Source organism: Saccharopolyspora sp. NPDC002376, from assembly GCF_053593195.1.
This window is the reverse complement of record NZ_JBSFBZ010000049.1, coordinates 18,104-36,920: the sequence shown is the minus strand read 5'-3', so window position 1 is coordinate 36,920 and position 18,817 is coordinate 18,104. Positions and strand designations below refer to the sequence as shown.

23 protein-coding genes are annotated in these 18,817 nt (G+C 69.5%); 15 read left to right on the top strand and 8 right to left on the bottom strand.

The window, feature by feature from the left end; all coding sequences use genetic code 11:
- Nucleotides 1-8 precede the first annotated feature (8 nt).
- Nucleotides 9-485, top strand: a complete 477-nt coding sequence (locus ACWCO2_RS27335; RefSeq protein ID WP_450130639.1) for a cupin domain-containing protein — start codon at nucleotides 9-11, stop codon at nucleotides 483-485.
- Between the two features lie 4 nt (nucleotides 486-489).
- Here ACWCO2_RS27335 and ACWCO2_RS27330 read toward each other — a convergent pair whose 3' ends face one another.
- Nucleotides 490-1,326 carry a PhzF family phenazine biosynthesis protein gene (locus tag ACWCO2_RS27330; RefSeq protein WP_450130638.1) on the bottom strand — a complete coding sequence of 279 codons (837 nt, stop codon included), beginning with the start codon at nucleotides 1,324-1,326 and terminating at the stop codon, nucleotides 490-492.
- Between the two features lie 152 nt (nucleotides 1,327-1,478).
- Between ACWCO2_RS27330 and ACWCO2_RS27325 the strand changes: the two genes are divergently transcribed.
- Nucleotides 1,479-2,573 (top strand): AI-2E family transporter, encoded by a 1,095-nt coding sequence (locus ACWCO2_RS27325; RefSeq protein ID WP_450130637.1) that lies wholly within the window; start codon nucleotides 1,479-1,481, stop codon nucleotides 2,571-2,573.
- A gap of 92 nt (nucleotides 2,574-2,665) precedes the next feature.
- Here ACWCO2_RS27325 and ACWCO2_RS27320 read toward each other — a convergent pair whose 3' ends face one another.
- Complete coding sequence (locus ACWCO2_RS27320; RefSeq protein ID WP_450130636.1) at nucleotides 2,666-3,070, bottom strand: DUF6292 family protein; 405 nt, start codon at nucleotides 3,068-3,070, stop codon at nucleotides 2,666-2,668.
- 252 nt (nucleotides 3,071-3,322) lie between these two features.
- Here ACWCO2_RS27320 and ACWCO2_RS27315 point away from each other — a divergent pair, with 252 nt between their 5' ends.
- Both ACWCO2_RS27315 and ACWCO2_RS27310 read left to right on the top strand, forming a co-directional pair.
- Complete coding sequence (locus ACWCO2_RS27315; protein WP_450130635.1) at nucleotides 3,323-3,586, top strand: GlsB/YeaQ/YmgE family stress response membrane protein; 264 nt, start codon at nucleotides 3,323-3,325, stop codon at nucleotides 3,584-3,586.
- 190 nt (nucleotides 3,587-3,776) lie between these two features.
- A complete protein-coding gene (locus ACWCO2_RS27310; RefSeq protein ID WP_450130634.1) occupies nucleotides 3,777-4,847 on the top strand; it encodes a hypothetical protein in 1,071 nt (356 codons plus the stop codon).
- On the opposite strand, the gene ACWCO2_RS27305 is transcribed toward ACWCO2_RS27310, so the two are convergent.
- Both ACWCO2_RS27305 and ACWCO2_RS27300 read right to left on the bottom strand, forming a co-directional pair.
- On the bottom strand, nucleotides 4,840-6,255 hold the full coding sequence (locus ACWCO2_RS27305; RefSeq protein ID WP_450130633.1) for an aromatic amino acid ammonia-lyase: 1,416 nt from the start codon (nucleotides 6,253-6,255) through the stop codon (nucleotides 4,840-4,842). The two genes, ACWCO2_RS27310 and ACWCO2_RS27305, sit on opposite strands and share 8 nt — an antisense overlap.
- 18 nt (nucleotides 6,256-6,273) lie before the next feature.
- Nucleotides 6,274-6,837 (bottom strand): cysteine dioxygenase, encoded by a 564-nt coding sequence (locus ACWCO2_RS27300; protein ID WP_450130632.1) that lies wholly within the window; start codon nucleotides 6,835-6,837, stop codon nucleotides 6,274-6,276.
- A gap of 159 nt (nucleotides 6,838-6,996) precedes the next feature.
- On the opposite strand from ACWCO2_RS27300, the gene ACWCO2_RS27295 reads away from it, so the two are divergent.
- A complete protein-coding gene (locus ACWCO2_RS27295; RefSeq protein WP_450130631.1) occupies nucleotides 6,997-8,028 on the top strand; it encodes a LacI family DNA-binding transcriptional regulator in 1,032 nt (343 codons plus the stop codon).
- Here ACWCO2_RS27295 and ACWCO2_RS27290 read toward each other — a convergent pair.
- The 3 genes from ACWCO2_RS27290 to ACWCO2_RS27280 are packed head-to-tail and all read right to left on the bottom strand — an operon-like array spanning nucleotide 7,994 to nucleotide 8,587.
- Nucleotides 7,994-8,134, bottom strand: coding sequence for a hypothetical protein (locus tag ACWCO2_RS27290; protein ID WP_450130662.1), 141 nt, complete (start codon nucleotides 8,132-8,134; stop codon nucleotides 7,994-7,996). The genes ACWCO2_RS27295 and ACWCO2_RS27290 overlap by 35 nt on opposite strands.
- Nucleotides 8,135-8,168: 34 nt before the next feature.
- Nucleotides 8,169-8,441 carry an aldo/keto reductase gene (locus ACWCO2_RS27285; protein ID WP_450130630.1) on the bottom strand — a complete coding sequence of 91 codons (273 nt, stop codon included), beginning with the start codon at nucleotides 8,439-8,441 and terminating at the stop codon, nucleotides 8,169-8,171.
- The gene (locus tag ACWCO2_RS27280; RefSeq protein ID WP_450130629.1) at nucleotides 8,438-8,587 is read right to left on the bottom strand and encodes a hypothetical protein; all 150 of its coding nucleotides are present in this window, start codon (nucleotides 8,585-8,587) and stop codon (nucleotides 8,438-8,440) included. The genes ACWCO2_RS27285 and ACWCO2_RS27280 overlap by 4 nt, the downstream gene beginning before the upstream one ends.
- A gap of 9 nt (nucleotides 8,588-8,596) precedes the next feature.
- On the opposite strand from ACWCO2_RS27280, the gene ACWCO2_RS27275 reads away from it, so the two are divergent.
- Nucleotides 8,597-9,013, top strand: a complete 417-nt coding sequence (locus tag ACWCO2_RS27275; protein WP_450130628.1) for a hypothetical protein — start codon at nucleotides 8,597-8,599, stop codon at nucleotides 9,011-9,013.
- A 26-nt stretch (nucleotides 9,014-9,039) separates the two neighbouring features.
- On the opposite strand, the gene ACWCO2_RS27270 is transcribed toward ACWCO2_RS27275, so the two are convergent.
- Entirely contained in the window at nucleotides 9,040-9,507 is a 468-nt protein-coding gene (locus ACWCO2_RS27270; RefSeq protein WP_450130627.1) for an MFS transporter, read from the bottom strand.
- Between the two features lie 169 nt (nucleotides 9,508-9,676).
- Between ACWCO2_RS27270 and ACWCO2_RS27265 the strand changes: the two genes are divergently transcribed.
- From ACWCO2_RS27265 to ACWCO2_RS27225, 9 genes are all read left to right on the top strand, one after another.
- Nucleotides 9,677-11,005: a pyroglutamyl peptidase gene (locus ACWCO2_RS27265; RefSeq protein WP_450130626.1), complete on the top strand. Its 1,329-nt coding sequence runs from the start codon at nucleotides 9,677-9,679 to the stop codon at nucleotides 11,003-11,005.
- 169 nt (nucleotides 11,006-11,174) lie between these two features.
- Nucleotides 11,175-11,891: a S1 family peptidase gene (locus tag ACWCO2_RS27260; protein WP_450130625.1), complete on the top strand. Its 717-nt coding sequence runs from the start codon at nucleotides 11,175-11,177 to the stop codon at nucleotides 11,889-11,891.
- Between the two features lie 192 nt (nucleotides 11,892-12,083).
- Complete coding sequence (locus tag ACWCO2_RS27255) at nucleotides 12,084-14,597, top strand: LuxR C-terminal-related transcriptional regulator (protein ID WP_450130624.1); 2,514 nt, start codon at nucleotides 12,084-12,086, stop codon at nucleotides 14,595-14,597.
- 303 nt (nucleotides 14,598-14,900) lie between these two features.
- Nucleotides 14,901-16,031 carry a WXG100 family type VII secretion target gene (locus ACWCO2_RS27250; RefSeq protein ID WP_450130623.1) on the top strand — a complete coding sequence of 377 codons (1,131 nt, stop codon included), beginning with the start codon at nucleotides 14,901-14,903 and terminating at the stop codon, nucleotides 16,029-16,031.
- A gap of 16 nt (nucleotides 16,032-16,047) precedes the next feature.
- Nucleotides 16,048-16,395 (top strand): hypothetical protein, encoded by a 348-nt coding sequence (locus ACWCO2_RS27245; protein ID WP_450130622.1) that lies wholly within the window; start codon nucleotides 16,048-16,050, stop codon nucleotides 16,393-16,395.
- Entirely contained in the window at nucleotides 16,392-17,204 is an 813-nt protein-coding gene (locus ACWCO2_RS27240; protein ID WP_450130621.1) for an ESX secretion-associated protein EspG, read from the top strand. Before ACWCO2_RS27245 ends, ACWCO2_RS27240 begins: the two co-directional genes overlap by 4 nt.
- Nucleotides 17,205-17,233: 29 nt before the next feature.
- Nucleotides 17,234-17,653 (top strand): YbaB/EbfC family nucleoid-associated protein, encoded by a 420-nt coding sequence (locus ACWCO2_RS27235; protein WP_450130620.1) that lies wholly within the window; start codon nucleotides 17,234-17,236, stop codon nucleotides 17,651-17,653.
- On the top strand, nucleotides 17,653-17,955 hold the full coding sequence (locus ACWCO2_RS27230; RefSeq protein ID WP_450130619.1) for a type VII secretion target: 303 nt from the start codon (nucleotides 17,653-17,655) through the stop codon (nucleotides 17,953-17,955). Before ACWCO2_RS27235 ends, ACWCO2_RS27230 begins: the two co-directional genes overlap by 1 nt.
- Nucleotides 17,952-18,785: a hypothetical protein gene (locus ACWCO2_RS27225; RefSeq protein ID WP_450130618.1), complete on the top strand. Its 834-nt coding sequence runs from the start codon at nucleotides 17,952-17,954 to the stop codon at nucleotides 18,783-18,785. Before ACWCO2_RS27230 ends, ACWCO2_RS27225 begins: the two co-directional genes overlap by 4 nt.
- The last annotated feature ends 32 nt before the right edge of the window (nucleotides 18,786-18,817 follow it).

Sequence of the window (18,817 nt, the reverse complement as noted above, 5' to 3'; positions counted from 1 at the left end):
GGAACAGCATGCACATCGGTCTGCCCGGTGGGGACGATCCGGCTGTCGGCCAGGCTCTGATCGAGCGGCTCGGCTTGGAGCCGCTCGAAGGCGAAGGCGGTCACGTTCGCAAGATGTACGCCGACGAGAACATGTCGTCGGCGATCTACCTGATGATCGCGCCGGACTTCTCCGCCCTGCACAAGCTGGACTCGCCTGAGGTCTACCACTGGCAGGGTGGCGCGCCGGTCCGGATGCTGGTGCTGGATCCCGACGGCACCAGCCGCCGGGTGACGCTCGGCCCGGACCTCGATGCCGGTCAGGTGTTGCAGATCGTCATCCCGGCCGGTGCCTGGCAGGGCTCTCGCCCGGACGGCGCGTGGTCGATGGTGGGGCTCACGCTCGCCCCGCCGTTCCGGTTCGAAGGATTCGCCCTGGGTGACAGCGCCGACCTCAGCCAGGGATGGCCGGAGGCCGCTGACGAGATCGACGCCCTGACCCGCTGACCAGTCACAACTCGGCTTCGCCCTGGATGCAGGTGATCGCGGCTCCTCCGACCCAAATGGTGCCGAGTTCGTCGCGGTCGATCGAAATCCGGCCGTCGGCGCCGACCGCAGTGCCCTGGTGCGCGGTGTAGTGCTCGGGGGCTCGTCCGGTTCCGATGAGCCACTGCGCGATGCCTGCGTTGAGGCTGCCGGTGACCGGGTCTTCGACCACCTGGTTGCCCTCCGGGAAGAACGCGCGCACCTCGAACTGGTGCGCCGCGCCCGGCGGGTGCGGGCCCACCACGCCCAGCGGCGGAAGCGTCGCCGGTGGGGCGGGCACGCGCAGCACCTCGTCCGCGCTGTCGAGCAGGATTCCCACCCAGCCCGGCCCGTTGTCCACCCACTGGGCGTCTCGAAGCTGCCCCAGCCAGTTCGAGAGCTCGTCGTGCAGCTGGTCGTCGACCGGTCCCTGGCGAATCAGCGGCGGCGCGGCGAAGGCGTATCGACCGTTGTCGCCGCGCAACTCGATCAGACCTGCGGTGCACTCCTGGACGATCCGCTCCCCGACCGGGTTCGGTTGCTGGGAAAGCCAGGCGTGGCAGCTCCCGAGCGTGGGGTGCCCCGCGAACGGCAGCTCACCGGACGGGGTGAAGATCCTGACCCGGTAGTCGGCTTCCGGTGTGGTCGGCGGCAGCAGGAAAGTCGTCTCGGAGAGGTTCGTCCAGCGCGCGAACCGCTGCATCGCCTCATCGGACAGCCCGTCGGCGTCGAGCACCACGGCAAGCGCGTTGCCGGTGCAGGGAGCCGCGCCGAACACGTCGACCTGGGCGAAGGGACGGCGAATACCATCAGATGAAGTCACCGCACCATGCTCTCAAGCACCCCCGGCCACCGAGCAAGGTCCAATCGCGACTCACCTGGATCGGTACGTCCAGGCCGGGTACGGGACCGACCACAGTGGACACCCGGGCGGCCCTGCGTTTGGTGATCAGTGTTGCGGGCCAACCACGTGCTGTGGGTGATTCCGGCGCGAGCGGGGTTCCCCGCAGTCTGCGCGTCGCGGCTGCGGTGGGTTGGCGGTTGCTCGTGCTGGTCGCCGTGGTGTGGGTGCTGTGGAAGGTCTTCGACGCGCTCTACGGCGAGGTCATGTCGGTCGCGGTGGCCGGCCTGCTCGCCGCGCTGATGGCCCCCGTGGTGAACTGGCTGGTGCGCAGAGGGGTGCACCGCACGCTGGCCGCCTTGCTCGTGCTCGTCGGTGGGCTCTGCGCGCTCGGCGCGGTGCTGGCGGTAGTGATCAACACGCTCGTGGCCGGGCTGGCCGGGCTGAGCGAGCAGCTGGTCGCCAGCTTCGAGCAGATCCGCAGCTGGCTCATCCGCGGCCCGCTGAGCCTGAACCAGCAGCAGCTCAACGAGGTGTTCCAGCAGCTCACGCAGGCGCTGCGGATCGACCAGGGCGGGTTGCCGACAACGGCGCTGGCCACCACCGGCACACTGCTGCGGTTCCTGGCCGGGATGCTGCTCGGGCTGTTCACTCTGTTCTTCTTCCTCCGCGACGGCGGCCGGATCTGGTCGTTCGTCGTGCAGGTGACGGTGCCGCGAACAGTCCGCGAGCACGTGCACGTCGCCGGGAAGCGCGGCTTCGCGACACTCGTGGCCTACGTTCGCGCGACGGCGGCGGTGGCGTTCATCGACGCGGCGTTGATCGGCATCGGAGCCGCTGTGCTCGGGGTTCCGCTGCCGTTCGTGCTGGCCGTGGTGATCTTCCTCGGCGCCTTCGTGCCCTACGTCGGCGCAGTGGTCACCGGCGGGCTGGCCGTGCTCGTCGCGCTGGCCGCCAACGGGTTCGTCACGGCGTTGATCCTGCTGGCCGTGGTGGTGTGCGTGATGCAGCTGGAAGGCCACGTGCTGCAGCCGTTCCTGCTGGGGCACGCCGTGCGGCTGCACCCGTTGGCGGTGGTGCTCAGCGTGACCTCGGGCTTCACCATCGCCGGAGTGGGCGGGGCCGTCCTGGCCGTACCGCTGGTCGCGACCGCGAACACAGTCGTGCGATCACTGGTGACCGATTCGCACGCCTCCCCTGGCCCCAGCTCCAACGGACAGGGCCCTTGACGACTCAAAACCCAGCTCTTCGCAGGCACACCCGCAGTTCAGGCTGGCGCTGAGGTTCCGCCACCCGCACCGATGAGCAAGATGGACCTGGTTCAGGCCCGGAAGTGCGCCAGGCGGTGCTCCAGCTCGTCACCGGCGTTCGGCATGCGGAACGCCGGCGGTAGCACCAGGCCGGGACTGCGGCCGCGGACCGCGTCGCCGAGGAACTTCCGCACCGCGCTCGGGTGCGGAAGGATGTCACCGCCCAGGAACTGCAGTGCGGTCGTGTCCCCCGTGCCGTCGGTCTCCACGCGCAGCGCCCAGCCACTGACCTCGTCCCAGGTCAGCAGCAGCGGGTAGTCCAGCAGCGTCGGCACGCGCGAGCACACCAGGATGATCGCGGTGGCCAGGCCGTCATCGAAGTCGACGTCTACCTCCGCCACATCGTCCCCCAGCACGTCCGCCACGGACCGGATGTAGTCGACCAGACCGCTGGCCGCCGGGCTCCTCGTGTCCATCGCCGTCCCCCCTCGGTTCTCGGACATCGCTCCCCACGGGTATCCACGCCGAACGCAGCGCAGACGTACCGATGGCGTGAACCGTCCGCTGTGGACCTTTCGGTGCACGCAGCACCCCACACGCAACACAAGAATCCCAGTCGCAACACCAGCACCGGCGGACCTCACCCGCCACCACCCCGACCAGCCGGGAATGCACCGAGCGAACCGCGGGTAGTCGTGGGGTCACCGTTCGGAGGAAGGAGTACCACCATGGGGATCCTCAGCTGGATACTGTTCGGGCTGATCGCCGGGGCGATCGCCAAGTTCATCCTTCCCGGCCGCGATCCCGGCGGGATCATCGTGACCATCCTGATCGGCATCGTCGGCGGGTTCCTCGGCGGCTGGATCGGCTCCCACCTCACCGGCAGCGGCGGGGTCACCGGCTTCAACCTGATGAGCTTCGTGTGGGCAGTGATCGGCTCGCTGCTCCTGCTGGTGATCTACCGCCTGATCTTCCACCGAAGTCACGCTTGACCAGCACCCACCGGGCGAACCGCCGAGCGGGTCGTTAACCCTTTAGCGGGAAGCGAAAACCTGCACCGCTGCCCGGGGTCTGCCAGTGTTGGGCACCGCGATCAGTCCTCCGGTCGCGACCCGGCCGGAGCGATGCGCGATGCTCACTACCGTGTCGCTCCAGCCAGGTCAATGCTTCCCGGAGGCTCTCATGGCATTGCCGTCCCCCATCTCCGACTCCCGACGGCGCGTGCACCTGGTCGGCTCGTTGCCTCCCGACATCGCCCCGGATGCCGTTTCGGGCATGCGCTGGGTGCTCGAGCACACCGGAAACGCCGAGCTCACCGCACTGCCCTGCGATGTGGACCCGAACTGGATCATCGACTACCTGGTGGCGCGCGCCGAAGTTCCCGGGCTCGAGACCGCGAAGTCCGGTGATGGAAGCAGCTACGCCACGATGCCGGTCTACCGGGTTCGCTCCGGACACCGGCTGACCCCCGACGACATCGCGCTGGGCCGCCCGTCCGAGGTGGCCGCAGCGGTCGCCGCACGCCGTCAGCTCGGCGCCGCACCACCCGTCCAGGTCAGCGTTCCGTCCTCTTTGGACCTATCGATCTTCACCCTGGGCGTGGGTCAGATACCGCGGTTCCACGCTGTTTTCGAACAGATGATCATCTCGGAGGTCACCCGGATCGCGCAATCCCACGGCACCGAAGTGACGTTCCAACTGGAATCACCGGCAGTCCTCTACGTCATGCACCGAGCGCCGGCTGCGGCCCGCCGTGCGGCCGCACGACTGCTCACCCGCCAGCTGGCCAGGCTGATCACCTCCGTCCCGCGATCCGCGCGGTGGACGCTGCACCTGTGCTACGGGGACCTCGGGCACCGCGCGCTGTTCCGACCGGCAGGCCTGCGGTCCGCCGTGCAGGTGATCAACTCGTTGGCGACACGACTGCGGCACGTCGGACATCCGCTGCCCGCCATGCACATCCCCCTGGCCCACGGCGACCAACCGCCGCCCAGCTCCGCCTCGACCTACGCGCCGCTGCGCGACCTCACCCGAGGCGTCGAGGTGATCGCGGGCTGCGTCGACGAACACCACCCGGAGCTGTCCGCAAGCGCGCTCCGGCACACCGAAGCCGCCCTGGGACAACCCGTCGCCGCTGTCGCTGCCGCCTGCGGGCACGGCCGTCGGACGCCGGACGAAGCGCGGCTCAACCTCGAACTCGCCGAACAACTCGCGCAGTCGGTTCCTGCCCGACGACCTGTTGGAATCACGTGATCTCGTCGAGCAAGGCCGCGGCGATCGAGACGTCGTCGGACAACGGGCGGTCCTGCGTCTCCGGGTCGAGTTGACAGCACGCCTGTTCGTAGAGCTCCCGGACGGGCGTGCCGAGCCTCGAGTCGAGCATCCGGTGCGCGCGCACTGCGGCGACGAGCTCGCACGCCAGCACCAGTCGGTATGCGTCGGCCACCTGCTTGGTCTGCCGCGCCGCCTGGGAGGCGAAGCCCGCGTGGTCTTCAGTTCCCCTGGACAGCACCGCGTGCCCGAAGGTCACCGGGAAGGCAGCGGCGCGCAGTTCGGCCAACGCCGATCCCGCGCTGTATTCGAGCAGCATGATTCCCGAGCTTCCCGGCGGACCGGCGGTGAGGAACGGCCGAAGTCCGGTGAGGTCCGGTTCCGTGAGCATCGAGAGCCTGGCGGTCGACAGCTGAGCGGTGGCCAGCACGGCCAGGCGCAGTCGGTCCAGTGCGAGGGCCAGCTGTGCGGTGTGGGAACCACCGTGGTGGATGGCTCCGGCGGATGTGATCAGCGGGTTTTCCGCAGCCGCGTTGATCTCTACGGACAGCACCGACTCGGCGTCGGCCACTGCCTCCAGCGCAGGTCCGTGCACTTGCGGGAAGCAGCGCAGTCCGAACGGGTCTTGGATGCGCTGACCCGGGGTTACCGCGCCACCCAGCTGCGCGAGCACGTCGACGGCCACCCGCTTCGCTCCAGCGTGTGGACGGTTGCGGTGCACTTCCAGCGCGAATGGTTCGGTCGAACCACCGACCGCGCACAGCGTCAACGCGGTGACTCGCGTTGCGGCGTGCAAGAGCGTTCGAATCGTCGCGACGGCCAAGGCTGCTTGGCCGATCGTGAGCGCGTTGCTGCTGATCAAGGCCAGGGCGTCGCCCGCCTGGAAGGTCACCTGCCTCGGCGGCTGCCCGCTCCACCGGCCGTCACCGGCGAGCGCCAGGCCGAGTTCGGCGAGGGGTCCGAGGTCGCCGGTGCCGACCGAGCCGTGCTCGTGCACCTGCGGGTGGGTTCCGCTGTTGAGCGCGGTTACGATCGCCTCGGCGATGGCCGGTTGCAGCCCCGCACCGCCGCGCAACACCTGGTTCACCCGCACCGCCAGCATCGCCCGAACCTCACGCTCCGGCACTGGATCCCCGATCGCGCTCGCATGACTGCGCAACAGCCGCATCCCGTGTTCGGCGGGGTCGGACACGACCTCACCGCAGTTGCCGCCGACACCGGTAGTTCTGCCGTACACCGGTTGCGTCAGCTCCCGAGCCACGAGCCAGCTCCGCCGCAGGCGTTCCGCCCCGCTGGCCGCAATCGCAACCCGTGCCGCGCCCTCCGCTATCCGCCGGAGGTCCGCAATGGACAGTTCGATGCCGTCGAGGACCACGACGCCCGAAGCCATCGCTCCTCCCGAAACAACTCAGTGCGAGGAGTTCGCGAAGTCACCGACCGGGCGCAGTTCGTCGGCATAGGAGACCGCGATGCGCCGGAGCACGCCGTCGACCAGCGCGTACTGCCCCATCCGCCACAGCGGTGGCGAGTAGGCGTGGATGGAGACGCTCTCGTGCGCCTTTCCGGTCAGCCGGTGGATGTGCTCCGGACCGGATCCGTAGACGTGCCCAGCAGTGACCTCGGTCCGCAGGCTGCGCCCGCCCAAGGTCGGGTTGTGCTCGACCAGCGCACCCCGAACCACTGCGACGGCGAACGAGGAAACGTCGTGGTCGTGCCAGCCGGTGTCGTTCGTCGGAGTCCAGCACAGCAGCCACACGTCGACGTGATCGTCGCGGTGCAGCGAGGCGTAGTGCCGCTTCTCATCGCTGAACGCGACGTGCCGCTCCCACAACTCCGGTCGACGCACCAGGTCCGCGACCAAACCGCGCAGCTCACCCAAGTCCAGGAAGCGGCCGGGCAGAACACCCAGCGTCCGCACTTGGTCGACGGGGAGCGCGCGCCGCGCGGGCACCGCGACAGATTCACCGAACACCCGCTGCCTCCTCCCGGAGCGACGGCCGAACCGGCACACCGCACGAAGGCCGTCGCCCTTGTGAAGCGTTTCAGTGAATGGTTTCAGTGAAGCGCATCACCTAACCCCTGGTCAAGCTGTTCGACCGGCCGGAGTCGGCTTGCGCGCTAGGCTTTTCGGGTGCCACGCCGCAAGCGCCCCACGATCAAGGACATCGCCGCGGAAACGGGCCTTTCCCCGGCGGCTGTCTCCTACGCGCTGCGCGGTCTGCAGGTGCCCCCGGAAACCCAGCAGCGCGTGCGGGAGGCCGCCGACCGCCTCGGCTACGAGGCCGACCCGGTCGCCCGCGCGCTGGCCAGCGGACGCACCGGCATGATCGGCGTCCTGTGCAGTTCGCTGGAAGACCTGTGGCAGCAGAAGTTCGCCACCACCCTCGGTCGCAGTTTCCTCGCCGCGGACCGGAACACGCTGTTCATGGACTCCGCCGCCGATCCGGAGCGCGAAGCCCTGCTGGCCAAGAACCTGCTGGACCAGCGGGTCGACGCACTGGTCACCATCCCGGTCGACCCGACGTCCCAGTATTGGGCGCAGGCCGCCGAGCGGACCATGCTCGTGGCGATCGGCGACCCGCTGCCCGGCGCCCCCACCGCCGCCGAGGTCGTGTTCGACAACGCCCTGGGCGTCACCCACGCGCTGAACACGCTCAGCGAGGCGGGCCACCGCGACGTCCTGGTGCTGACACCCAGTCCTCGACTGCTGCGGCAGCGGCCCGCAGAGAAGATCGTCCAAGATGTCGCACACGACCTCGGTATGGACCAGCGCGTGGTGGCGTGCCCGAACGATTTGACCGAAGCAGCCGAAACGGCACGCGCCGCGCTGGCCGATGCGCCTCGGCCGACCGCGGTCTTCTGCCTGACCGACTCGATGGCTTACGGCGTCTACGAAGCCGCGCGCGATCTCGGCCTGAACATCCCGGCCGACCTCTCGGTGCTCGGCTACGACGACCATCCGGTATCCCGCCTGCTGACCCCGGCCCTGTCCACCTACCGCTGGGACGTCCAAGCCGTGGTGGACGCGGTGGTGCAGCGCGTGATCAAGGCGGTCGACGAGAACCGCCGCAGCCGCCGAAAACTGATCGCCCCCGAACCGAAGCCGCGAGACTCGGTAGCCCGCCCGGTCAACCCCGCAAGCCGGACAGGTCCTCGTCACTGAGCCTGAGATCGTTCGCCGCGAGGTTCTCCTCCAGGTGGTCGAGTGACCCGGTGCCCGGAATCGCCAGCAGCGACGGCGAATTCGCCAACAGCGAGGCGAAGTGCACCTGCGTGGCGGTCGCGCCTAAGCGAGCTGCAACCTCATCCAGCCGTTTCGGCGCCAACGGGACTGACACCACCGCCGAGCGGGAAGTACGGCACGTACGCGATGTCCACTTCCTCGCATTCCGCCAGCAGTCCCATATCACCTGCGTACCGGTTCTGCACCGCTGCGACGGGCGCGATCTCCCGGGCCTCTGCGAGCTGCACGGCATCGACGTTGCTGACGCCCAGGTGCCGGATCAGCCCCTCCGCGCGGAGTTCCGCCAGCACGGCGAAGCGTTCGCCGATCGACTCGCCGCCTGGCTCAGTCATCCCGCCCGCAGGTAGACCAGGTCGAGCCGGTCCAGTCCGAGGGAGCGCAGATCCGCCTCGACCAGACCGCCGCGCACTCTCCGGGCTTCGTCCCCCGCAAGCTGTTCAGCCCAGTCGCGCTCGCTGACGAAGAGGCCCGCACGCATCTGCGGCTGGTGCAGAACCAGGGGGCTCTCGTCCGGATCAGCGGCTCGCGGCTGCCGCACGAGACCATCATCATCGACAGGCGGGTGATGATCCTCGCTGGCGCGGAGACGCCTATCGGCCGCGAATACACCGTGACGACATCGCAGATCCTGGTCGATGGCGTCCACTCGCTGTTCGAGGCCATCTGGGACACCGCCGTCGACCTGGACACCTATCTGCGGAAGAACATCCCCAATCTCGACGCTGACGGCCGTGTGATCCTCAACGCTCTCGGTTCTGGACTCACCGACGAATCAGCGGCCAAGCAGATCGGTCTTTCGCTGCGCACCTACCGGCGGCGCGTGGCCGAACTGATGGTCAAGCTCGAGGCCAACTCCCGCTTCCAAGCCGGGCTGCGGGCGGGCGAGCTGGGGCTGCCTCGCTGAGGCACCCCTCGAATCACGCTGCCAGATCACGCGACTGCTTCGCGCTGCTCCTTCTCGGAGCGCGCTCCGATGCCGATCAACGGGGGGATCAGCGCTGCGACCACCATCGACGAGTCCATCATGACAAACGAGGCCGCCGTCGAGCCGGTGGTGTCGTTGAGCCAGCCGACCAGGTAAGTCCCGAAGAAGCCGCCGATCGAGCCGGCCGTGTTGACGCAGCCCACGCCCGCTCCGGCGAAGTTGCGCGGCAGGATCTCCGAGACGTGCGCGAAGTACGGACCGTAGGGCGCGTACATGGCGCCTCCGGCCACGATCAGCAGCGCGAACGCCCACCAGAAGTGGTCCGGTCCGACCAGGCAGGACAGCGGGAACCCGATGCCGCCGAACTGGAGCTGCCGTTGTTCGGGCTCAAGTCGATCATCGACCGGGACCAGTTGGCGCGCGAGATCGAGAGGGTCCGCCAGCAGGGTTAGGCGACCGCCGACGAGGAGCACTAAGCCGGCATCCTCGCCATCGGCGTCCCCGTGCTCAACCCGGCCGGGGGCGCGGTCGCGACGCTGACCGTCCGGTGTGGACTGGCGAGTTCGAGTCGAGCAGTGGCCCGGAGCGGGTTCGGTGCGGTCGAATGTGTTCTTCGCACCAACCGCACCAAGGAGGGCTCACGTGCGTCCACCGGTCCGCCGCAGCATCGCGTGCACGATTGCCTCAGCAACCCTGGCGCTGCTCGCACCTGTCGCTTCGCAGGCCGCACCCGACTGCTCCGACCCGTCACGTCCGCTGACCGTCGAGGAGCAACGACTCCCCCGACCCGAACCGCAGGAAGTGCTGGCTCGCAGCGGGTTCGACGACATCGGCCCGAAGTTCGCGGCGGCGTTGTGCCGTGCTGGTGACCTCGCCGCCGCCGAGCGGCTGATCGGCACCAGCGGCGATCGGGTCTGGGACCGGGCCACGGCTCGCGCCCAGGGCCGCGGCAGCGGTGACCTGCCGACCGTCGACGACCGCCCGCTGTACTGGGCGCGGTTGAGCATGACCAAGGCGCTGCGCCAGTGGACGCCGTCGTTCTCGCTCGACGACTCCGAGCGCGATCAGCTGTTGTGGAGCTTGGAGCGCCATTCGCGCGGGCAGACTTCGGTGGACTTCCCACACGAGAAGGGCATCAAGCGGGTGCTGATCAGCGGTTTCGACCCGTTCCAGCTGGATGGCGACATCCGCCGCAGCAACCCGTCCGGTGCGTCCGCGCTCGCTCTCGACGGGAAGGTGCTGAACACCGAATCTGGGCCGGTCCGCGTCGAGGCCGCGATGTTCCCGGTGTTGTGGAAGCCCTTCGAGCAGGGCATGGTCGAGCAGACCTTCCTACCGCACCTGCAGCCCGGCGTGGACCAGGTCGACCTGTTCGCCACTGTCAGCCAGGGCCGCCCCGAGCAGTTCGACATCGAGCACTGGAACGGGCGCTGGCACACCGGGATGGACAACAACAACGAGCAGCGCGACGGCGTCGCCGAGATCCCGCCGGGCATCCCGACCGTCGAGCCGCCGCAGGAGTTCGTGCCGACGACGCAGCCCTACGCCGACATCGTGCGCGCCAACACCGGCCGCTACCCGGTGTTCCACAACACCGAGGTCACCGAGATCCCGGCCGGGGAGACCGAACCCGTGGTCCGGCCGGACGGCCCGACGCCCGGTTCAGCCGCACGTGCGGGTGGTGGCGGCAGCTACCTGTCCAACGAGATCGCCTACCGGACGACGCTGCTGCGCGACGCCGTCGGCGCGGATCTGCGCGGCGGGCACGTCCACACCCCGGTGCTCACCTTCGCTCCGGGCAACGAGGACGCGATCGTCGATCCGGTCTTCGCCCAGAACCTGCAGGACATCGTCGCGCAGGTCGGCGCGATCGTCGAAGTCGCTGCCACGGCACGCGGCGACGAAACCACCGCTGACGTGGCGAAGACGCCGCGCGACCGGACTGGACTCGTTCCCGCACCGTCCATGTGATTCCCGGGAGGGGTGGTGATCTCCCACCACCCCTCCTTTCGACCGGAGCCGATCAGCAGATAGCCGTTGGTCCGTTCGGATGTTCCGGGTTCCCCGTTCAAACTTCCTACTGGTTCCCGTGTTTCGCGTTCACCAGCGCAGAACACGTGTCCTCGCGGCGGGTTCCCGAATGCAGAACCTGATCTCGCTGGAGTACGAGCGCGACGGGAACCCGGACTCCCACCGCTGCGGCGGCGCACTGATCAACCCCAAGTGGATCGTGACGGCGGCGCACTGCATCGCCGACGACAGCCCCGACGGCACACCCGTCCTGGACGACCCGGCGATGTTCCACGCGCGGATCGGCTCCACCGACCGCACCACCGGCGGCAGCATTTCCAAGATCAAGGAAATCGTGTTGCACCCGGACTACAAGGCGTTCCCCGAGCGCGCCGAGGGCAGCGACGTCGCGCTGCTGCACCTGGACGCGCCGAGCGACCAGGCGCCCGCGCCGATGGCCGACGAGCTGACCGAGCCCGGCACCGCAGTCCGCCAGATCGGTTGGGGTTACGTCTCCAACGACGACAAGGGCGACCCGAACAAGCTCCCGACGCAGCTCCAGCAGCTGGACACCACGATCATCCCGCCCACCACGCCGAAGTGCGTGGCGGACGCGGGCGACATCTCGTGGGGCATCCGCGAGGGCGACGTCTGCACCGACAACCCCGACGGCGTCCGCGGCCCGTGCGGCGGTGACTCGGGTTCGCCGCTGCGGGCCCGCGAGGGCGACGGCTGGCAGGTCATCGGCGTGGACAGCCGTGGTGTCGGATCCGTTTGCGGTGAGTCCCCCGACATCTACACCAGCGTCGGGAACTACCGCGGCTGGATCGACAGCGTGATCTCCTGATCCAGGGGTGGGCCCTGTCCACGATTCTTCGCGGGCGGGGCCCTGCTGTCCCCGATCCAGCGGATTCGTACCATTTGTGTCCTTTTTGGACACCGTGTGCCCTGCTCAGATCACAGAAACACTTCCGCCAATCCACCGAAATGGCTCGACCGGTTGCCCTAGGCTCCGAAGTCTCACGATCGGGGGTTTCTGGTGGTTTTTTTCGGCAGGGACGAATCGCTGCGGCAGCTTCGCCAGGCTGCGGTAGCAGCGCAGGACGGGCGCGGCAGCCTGTTCGTGGTGCGCGCGAATCCCGGCCTCGGCCTGTCCACCCTGCTCGACGCCCACCTCTACGAGATGCGGTCCGCAGGTGTGCCGACGCAGCGGATCGTGGTGTTGGCCCCGCACGGCAGAACTGCATTGTCCGATGGTGCGCCCGAATGGCCGGAGCGCGGCGTGGTCGTCATCGACGACCTGCACCGCGCCGACGATGCGACGCTGCTCGCCCTGCACGATCTCGCTGACGAGTTGAGCGAGAGGTCGTTGCTGGTGGTCGCCGGTAGACATCCCACTGCCGTTCCTGCGCGATTCGCCCATCTCGACCGGATCGCCATAGTGCACGACCTGGCCCCGCTGGACGACGGCGCTGCACACGCCCTCCTGACCGAGCTGACAGGATTGGAACCGACGCAGTCCTCGCTGCAGCTCGCCGCAGGCAACCCGTGGCTCTTGTCCCAGCTCAGCGCTGACGACCGAGCCGCCAAGGTGACCACGTGGGCAACCGAACTGGCGGGGGCGGATACCGCGCTGTTGCGCTACGCCGCGATCCTGGCCGAGCCCGCGTCCATCGAAGACCTGGCCGCTGTGCTCGATTCCAACCCGGTGGACGTGCTGGCCGGTGCCGAGCGGCTGACGGGGCTCGGCTTGGTCGACGCGGTGAATGGCGGGGTACGGCTTCGCCACCCGGTGGTGCGCCACGACCTGGCCTTGACTTCAGCAGGGCTGCGCAGCACCGCGGCGAAGGCATTGATCAACCGAAACGCCCCAGCGGCAACAATCGCCGAGCACCTCGTCCGCGCCCCCGTGTGCGCCTGGACCACAGCTTGGCTGAGCGAGCACGCCGATCAGCTCTCTCCTGAACCGACGCCGGCCGTGGTGGATCTGCTCGAACGCACTGTCTCCAGCCTCGTACCGGGCGACCCGGACCTGCTCCCGCTGCAAGCGGCGATGGCCGAGGCCCAGCTGTGGTCGGGCCGGGCCGAACAGGCCCGCCGCACCGCCACCACGATCTTGGCGGCTCGGCCGGAACCACCGGTCAGACAGCGGCTGCGGGCGACGCTCGCCCTGGTCCACATCGTCGAGATGGATCCCGAAAAAGCAGCACAGGCCCTGGACCCGGAACGCGAACACGGCGAGCTACCACCGCGTTTGGCCGTGCTCGACGCCACCGCCCGGCTGCTCGCCGGGGACCTGACCGGGGTGGAGCGCGCGCTGGAGATCGCCGAGCCGCACGCCGCGCACGATCCGGTCGTTGCGCTGTACCTGCTCAACATCCACGCCACCGGCCGGCTCGTGTTCCGCGACCTGAGCGGGGCCCTGGAGCTGCTGGACCAGGCGGACGCGCTGCTGGATGTCGCAGCCGCCGACCGCGGGCAGTGGATGATGACCCGTCTGCTGCGCGCAGCGGTCCAGGACCTGCGCCAGGATGGGGCGGCGCTGGAAACCCTCGAGCAGGTACGGCCCGTCGCCAGCGAACTCGGCGCGGGAATGCGGGTCTGGCTGCACACCAGCACGGCGCTCGCCCTGTTCAACAACGGCCGCTGGGACGAGTCCCTCGCCGAGATCGAAGCCGCCACCGCACTGCCCGACCTGCACAGCTTCGACGGTCCGCTGCACGGCATCGCCGTCACGATCCTGCTGTACCGCGGTGATCTCCCTGCTGCCCGCGCGCACGCCGAGCTCGCCGAGCGCGCGAAACCCCGTGGCATCGCCATCTTCTACGAGCAGATCACCGCAGTGGCCCACGCCCTGATCGCCGACTTGGAAGGCGATTCGCAGCGAGCGCTGGAGATCGTGCGCACCCTCGTCGACGGCCAAGTGGGCGTCCACGACGGGCACGCCGTCGCCACCATCAGCCCCCTGATCGTGCGCATCGCCGTCGACGGCGGCGACCGCGGGCTGGCGGAACAGCTGGTGGCGCAGTTGCAGGAGCTCATCTCCGGTGACTCGGTCGGCGAACGCGTCGCCCTCATGTACTGCCGAGGCCTGCTCGACGGCGACGTTGAGGTGCTGCTCGACGCCGCCCAGCAGTTCGCCGCGAACGGCTCAGCGGTCGCAGCCGCCCGAGCTACGGAGGACGCGGCGAAGGCGCTAGCCGCATCCGGCGCGTCCGCGGATGCCCGAACCGCGTACCTCACCGCGGTCGAACGCTACACAGCCCTGACCGCCACCGGCGAGATCCAGCGCGCCGACGCCGAACTGCGCGTCTTCGGCGTCCGGCGCGGGGCGACGGGACCGCGTCGCAGGCCCAAGCACGGCTGGGACAGCCTCACCACGGCCGAGCTCCGCGTCGCCGAGCTCGTGGCGCAGGGCCTGACCAACCGGGAAACGGCCGAGAGGCTGATCGTGTCGGTCCGAACGGTCGACTCCCACGTCTCGCGGATCCTCGCCAAGCTCGGTTACTCCTCCCGGGTCGAGATCGTCCTCGGCTTCGACCGCCGCACCTGACCGCAGTACCGATCTGTCGGTTTTCGGTACTGACCTGCGGACACCGACTTCCACCAGTGCTCCGCCGAATTTCGCCGCAGCACGGGGGTTTCGCCGCAGGTCAGCCTGCCACTTGCCGAACATCAGCAATGTTGCGGATGTTTTTCCGGTGCGGTTCTGGTGACCTTGAGCAGGTGCCCGCGGCTGGGGGTGGTGGGCACCGGTCGCACCTTCGGGCTCACAAGCCCGCGCCCCCGTCGAAACTCGTTGGCCGTGATCGGCGCACCTCAGCGGTGTGCCGTTCTGGGAGGCGGAGAACCGGAGATGAGCGAGGAACCCGCAGCGAACCTCATCGATGCGGCATCGGCAGGTGTGCAGGACTTGGCCGCTGCTGCCACTTCCGCGCTGGGACAGGCGGGGCCTGCCGGGGAGCTGTTGACGCCCGTGGTGGACTCCCTGCGCAATGTGTGGGAGGGGTACTTCGGGGCGCCGATCCCACCCGACGGCACCAACTGGAACGCCTACAGCCACGAAGAGCTCTTCCAGATGCTGTGGCAGAACGCCGACGTTGGCGACGTCAGCTCGATGGCCGCCGAGTGGGGTCAGCACCGCACCGAGCTGGCCGACCACGCGGAATCCCTGCGCCAGGAGCGCACCGCCATGCAGGCGAACTGGAACAGTGAATCCGCCGGGTTGGCGACGGACCGGCTCGGCCAGCTCGGCGACCGCACGTCCGGGATCAGCGACCGCGCGGGCACCGTGCAGGACGCGACCCAGGATGCGGGTGACGCGCTCGCGGTCGCGCGCAACACGATGCCACCGCCGCCAGGAGACCCGACCGGATCCGCGCTCGCCAGTGCCGTGGCCGGTGCTGGTGCCGGGGCGGTCGTCGGTGGCATCGTCGGCGCAGGTGCTGGCGGTATCGGTGCGGCCCCTGGTGCGGCGATAGGTGCCGCCGTCGGTGCGGTCGCCGCAGGCGGGGGCAGCTTGTTCATGTCCCACGTCGCGGCCGCGCAGAAGAAGGCCGAGGCGGTGCACGTCATGCAGCAGTACGAGGCGAACCTGCGCAACAGCAGCGAGGCGATCGCGTCTCCTGGGTCCACCGAGGCCGCCGAGTTCAACTCGCCTGCGTCGACCGTCGCCGCTGGCTTCGGTGGAGGTGCGACCGCCGGTGGTGTTGGCGGCGGCGGAGTGCCTTGGAACCGCCTGGTCGGCGCTGACCAACTCGGTGCGGGAGCGCGCAGCGGCATTGGCGCGCTGGATGCCGCGTTGGCCCGTGCCGGTGGGATGTCCGGGCTTTCCGGTCGTGCCGGGAGCAACGGCGCGATGTCGCCCGGCGGTGGTGCGCGGCGCGGCCAGGAGGACGACGAGCAGGTGCACGAGAACCGGATGCCCACCATCGACCAGAAGCTCTTCGAGGACGACCGGCCCGCCAGTGCGCCGGTCATCGGCTGAGCGCAGGAGTGAAACGTTGACTTCCGAAGCAGGATCGGGGCGCGGCTACGAGGTCGCGCCGCAGGGACTTTCCGCGCAGGTCGAGGCGCTTTCCGGGCTCCGCGAACGCACCACCGGCCTGGCCGGGGCGGCCAGCAGGCTGGCCGGTCGGCTGCCGCAGCTCGGCACCGCACCACCGGCGCTGCACCTGGCGATGCGGTTGCGCGAAGCCGGCGGGCAGGCCGGGCTCAGCGGTGAGATCAGCGCGGCCGACACCGAGCTGAACAACTTCCGCACCGCGCTGGGCAAGACCGTCACCGGCTACCTGAGCACCGACGACGACGCCGCGCAGGCGTTGCGCAACACCCGCGGTGACCAGGCATGACCTCCGCGACCGCGCGACACGCGCCCATCGAGTTCGGGCAGGTCGAACTGGACCTGCTGGCCACGCACGCCGGGGTGCCGCTGCCGTTCCCGCTGCGCGTGCCGTCCTTCGGCCGCATCGCCGGTGAGCGGGAGGTCCTGCTCGCCACCGCGGGACGCGCTCTCGAGGTGCGCGGGTTCGCCGACGAATCCGGGCCGGTAGGCGCAGCAGCCGAGCTGGTCACCGCGCTGCACCAGCACCGCGGGACCGTGGATCTCGTGCTGGTCGACGAGTCGGGCGCAACGGCGGTCGTCGCCATCGTCTACCGATCGTGGGCGCTGATCTGCGTGCAGCCGCTGGACGGCGATCCGGCGCAACTCGTGCGGATGCAGCGGGTTCCGGCGGATTCGCTCACCGATGCGCTGCTCGAGCTGATTCCCGACGTGGCACCGGCCCGGACGATGCCGATCACGCTGCCCGAGCGCGCGGTAGCGACGGCAACCCAGCTGATCAGCGAGATCGAAGAAGACCGGGAGAAGGAGCTGCGGCTGCGCGAGCTCGTCCGCGACTGCGGCGGGGATCCCGATGCGTTGGACCAGCTCGCCGGACTGCTGCCCGCGCTGACCTGTCGCGGGCAGGTCGGCGCGACGCGGCGCGATGCGAGCGGCAGTTCCCGGGCCGGTGCCGACCTGTCCTGGTTGGACGGTCCGCGCGGACGGGTCCGGGTGGCCCCGGCCAAGCACGGCTGGGTGAGCGTCAACCCGATGCGGCACAACGATTTGCGGTTCGCGGTCGAAGACCTGGCCAGGATCGCGCGCGAGCCGCGGTGAAAGCGGCGCGGAGCCAGGGAGGGAACACGGTGGAACAAGCAGCGCAATGGCTGGCGGGCTACGACGAGCGGCTCGCCCGAGCTGCGGCGAACGCCAAGGCCGCGAACGAGAGCCTGCGCCAGATGAGCGGAACCGCGACGTCACCGCGCGGTGAGGTCGCGGTCCAGGTCGGGCCCAGCGGCGCGATGGAGGACATCCGGCTCACGCCCGCGGCGCGGGCGCTGGAGGCCGAGCAGCTGGCGCAGCTCATCCTGACGACCGCGCAGCAGGCGCAGCGCACCGTCGGGGCGCAGGTCGTGGAGATCATGACCGAGTACGTCGGCGACGGGCCCGCTTTGGAGTTCGTCAAGGAGAACATGCCGCCCGCCGCCGGTGTCGAGGCCGGTCAGCGCCGGGCCGACGACGACAACGACGACGACTTCTTCGCCAACCCGGTGGTGATCGTCTGATGAGCCTGCAGGTCGCCCCGGAGCAGATCCGGGCGCACGCCAACACCGTCAGCGGCCTGGCCAGCGGGCTGTCCGACGCCGCGGGGGCGTTGCCGGAAGGCCCGGCGGAGAACTCGCTCGGCACGTTCCTCCAGTTCCTCACCGCCGGGCTGGGTTCGGCCATGTCCCAGACCGGGCAGGCCATCGCCCAGGCGGGTTCGGCGGTGGACGCGGTCAGCTCGGCGCTGGTGCGCACCGCCGAGGACTACGAGCGCGCCGACGACGACAACGCGGTGCGGCTGCTGCGGGAGGACTCGCGATGACGGTGCAGATCACGATCGGTGCGACGAAGCCCGAAGAGCTCGAGCAGCTGAAGTCGACCATCGCCGCGGTCCGCGACCGCAATTGGCTCTCCGGCGACCTGAGCGGCTCGAACCCCGGTGTGGATTCCCTCGGTTCGACGAGCAGTCCGCTGTCGGCGCTGTCGGACTCCGGGTTCGGCTTCCTCACCGGACCGGTGTCGTTCCTCGAGGAACCGCTGCAGCAGCTGGCGGGCGATCCGAGCACGATCTCCTCCGGTTCGCAGGGATTCCAGGACTCCGGGCGCAACGTCTCCTCCGTCGCCGACTCCTACCAGCAGTCGATCGGCCCGGAGACCAGCGGCTGGTCCGGCGAAGCCGCGGCGGGCTACATCAAGACCGGAGCCGAGCTGGTGGACGGCATCGCCGGGCTCGGCGACGCGAGCGTGGCACTGGCCGAAGCCGCGACCGGCGCAGGCGAAGCCGCCGCGAAGGCGCTGCAGGAGGTCACCACCCTCATCACCGAGGCCACCGGCAAGATCATCATGATCATGCAGCAGGCGCTGGCGGCGGCGCAGGCCACCTTCGGCGCCAGCGTGGCGGCGGCGATCCCGCAGGCCGTGCAGATCGCTGCCGAGTACGGCGGCCGGATCGTGGCGGTCATGCAGCAACTTCTCTCCAGTGCGCAGGGCCTGATGAAGCACGTGGCGACGACGGCGAAGGCCGTCAGCACCCTCACCGACGCGATCTCCGCGATCAGCGAGCTCTGCCAGCAGTCGACCGGGTCTTCGAGCAGCACGTCGACATCGCAGATGCGGCCTGACGAGCGGCAGGTTCCCTCGACCTACAGCTGATCCGGCCCTCACCCCAGCGGTGGGACGACCTT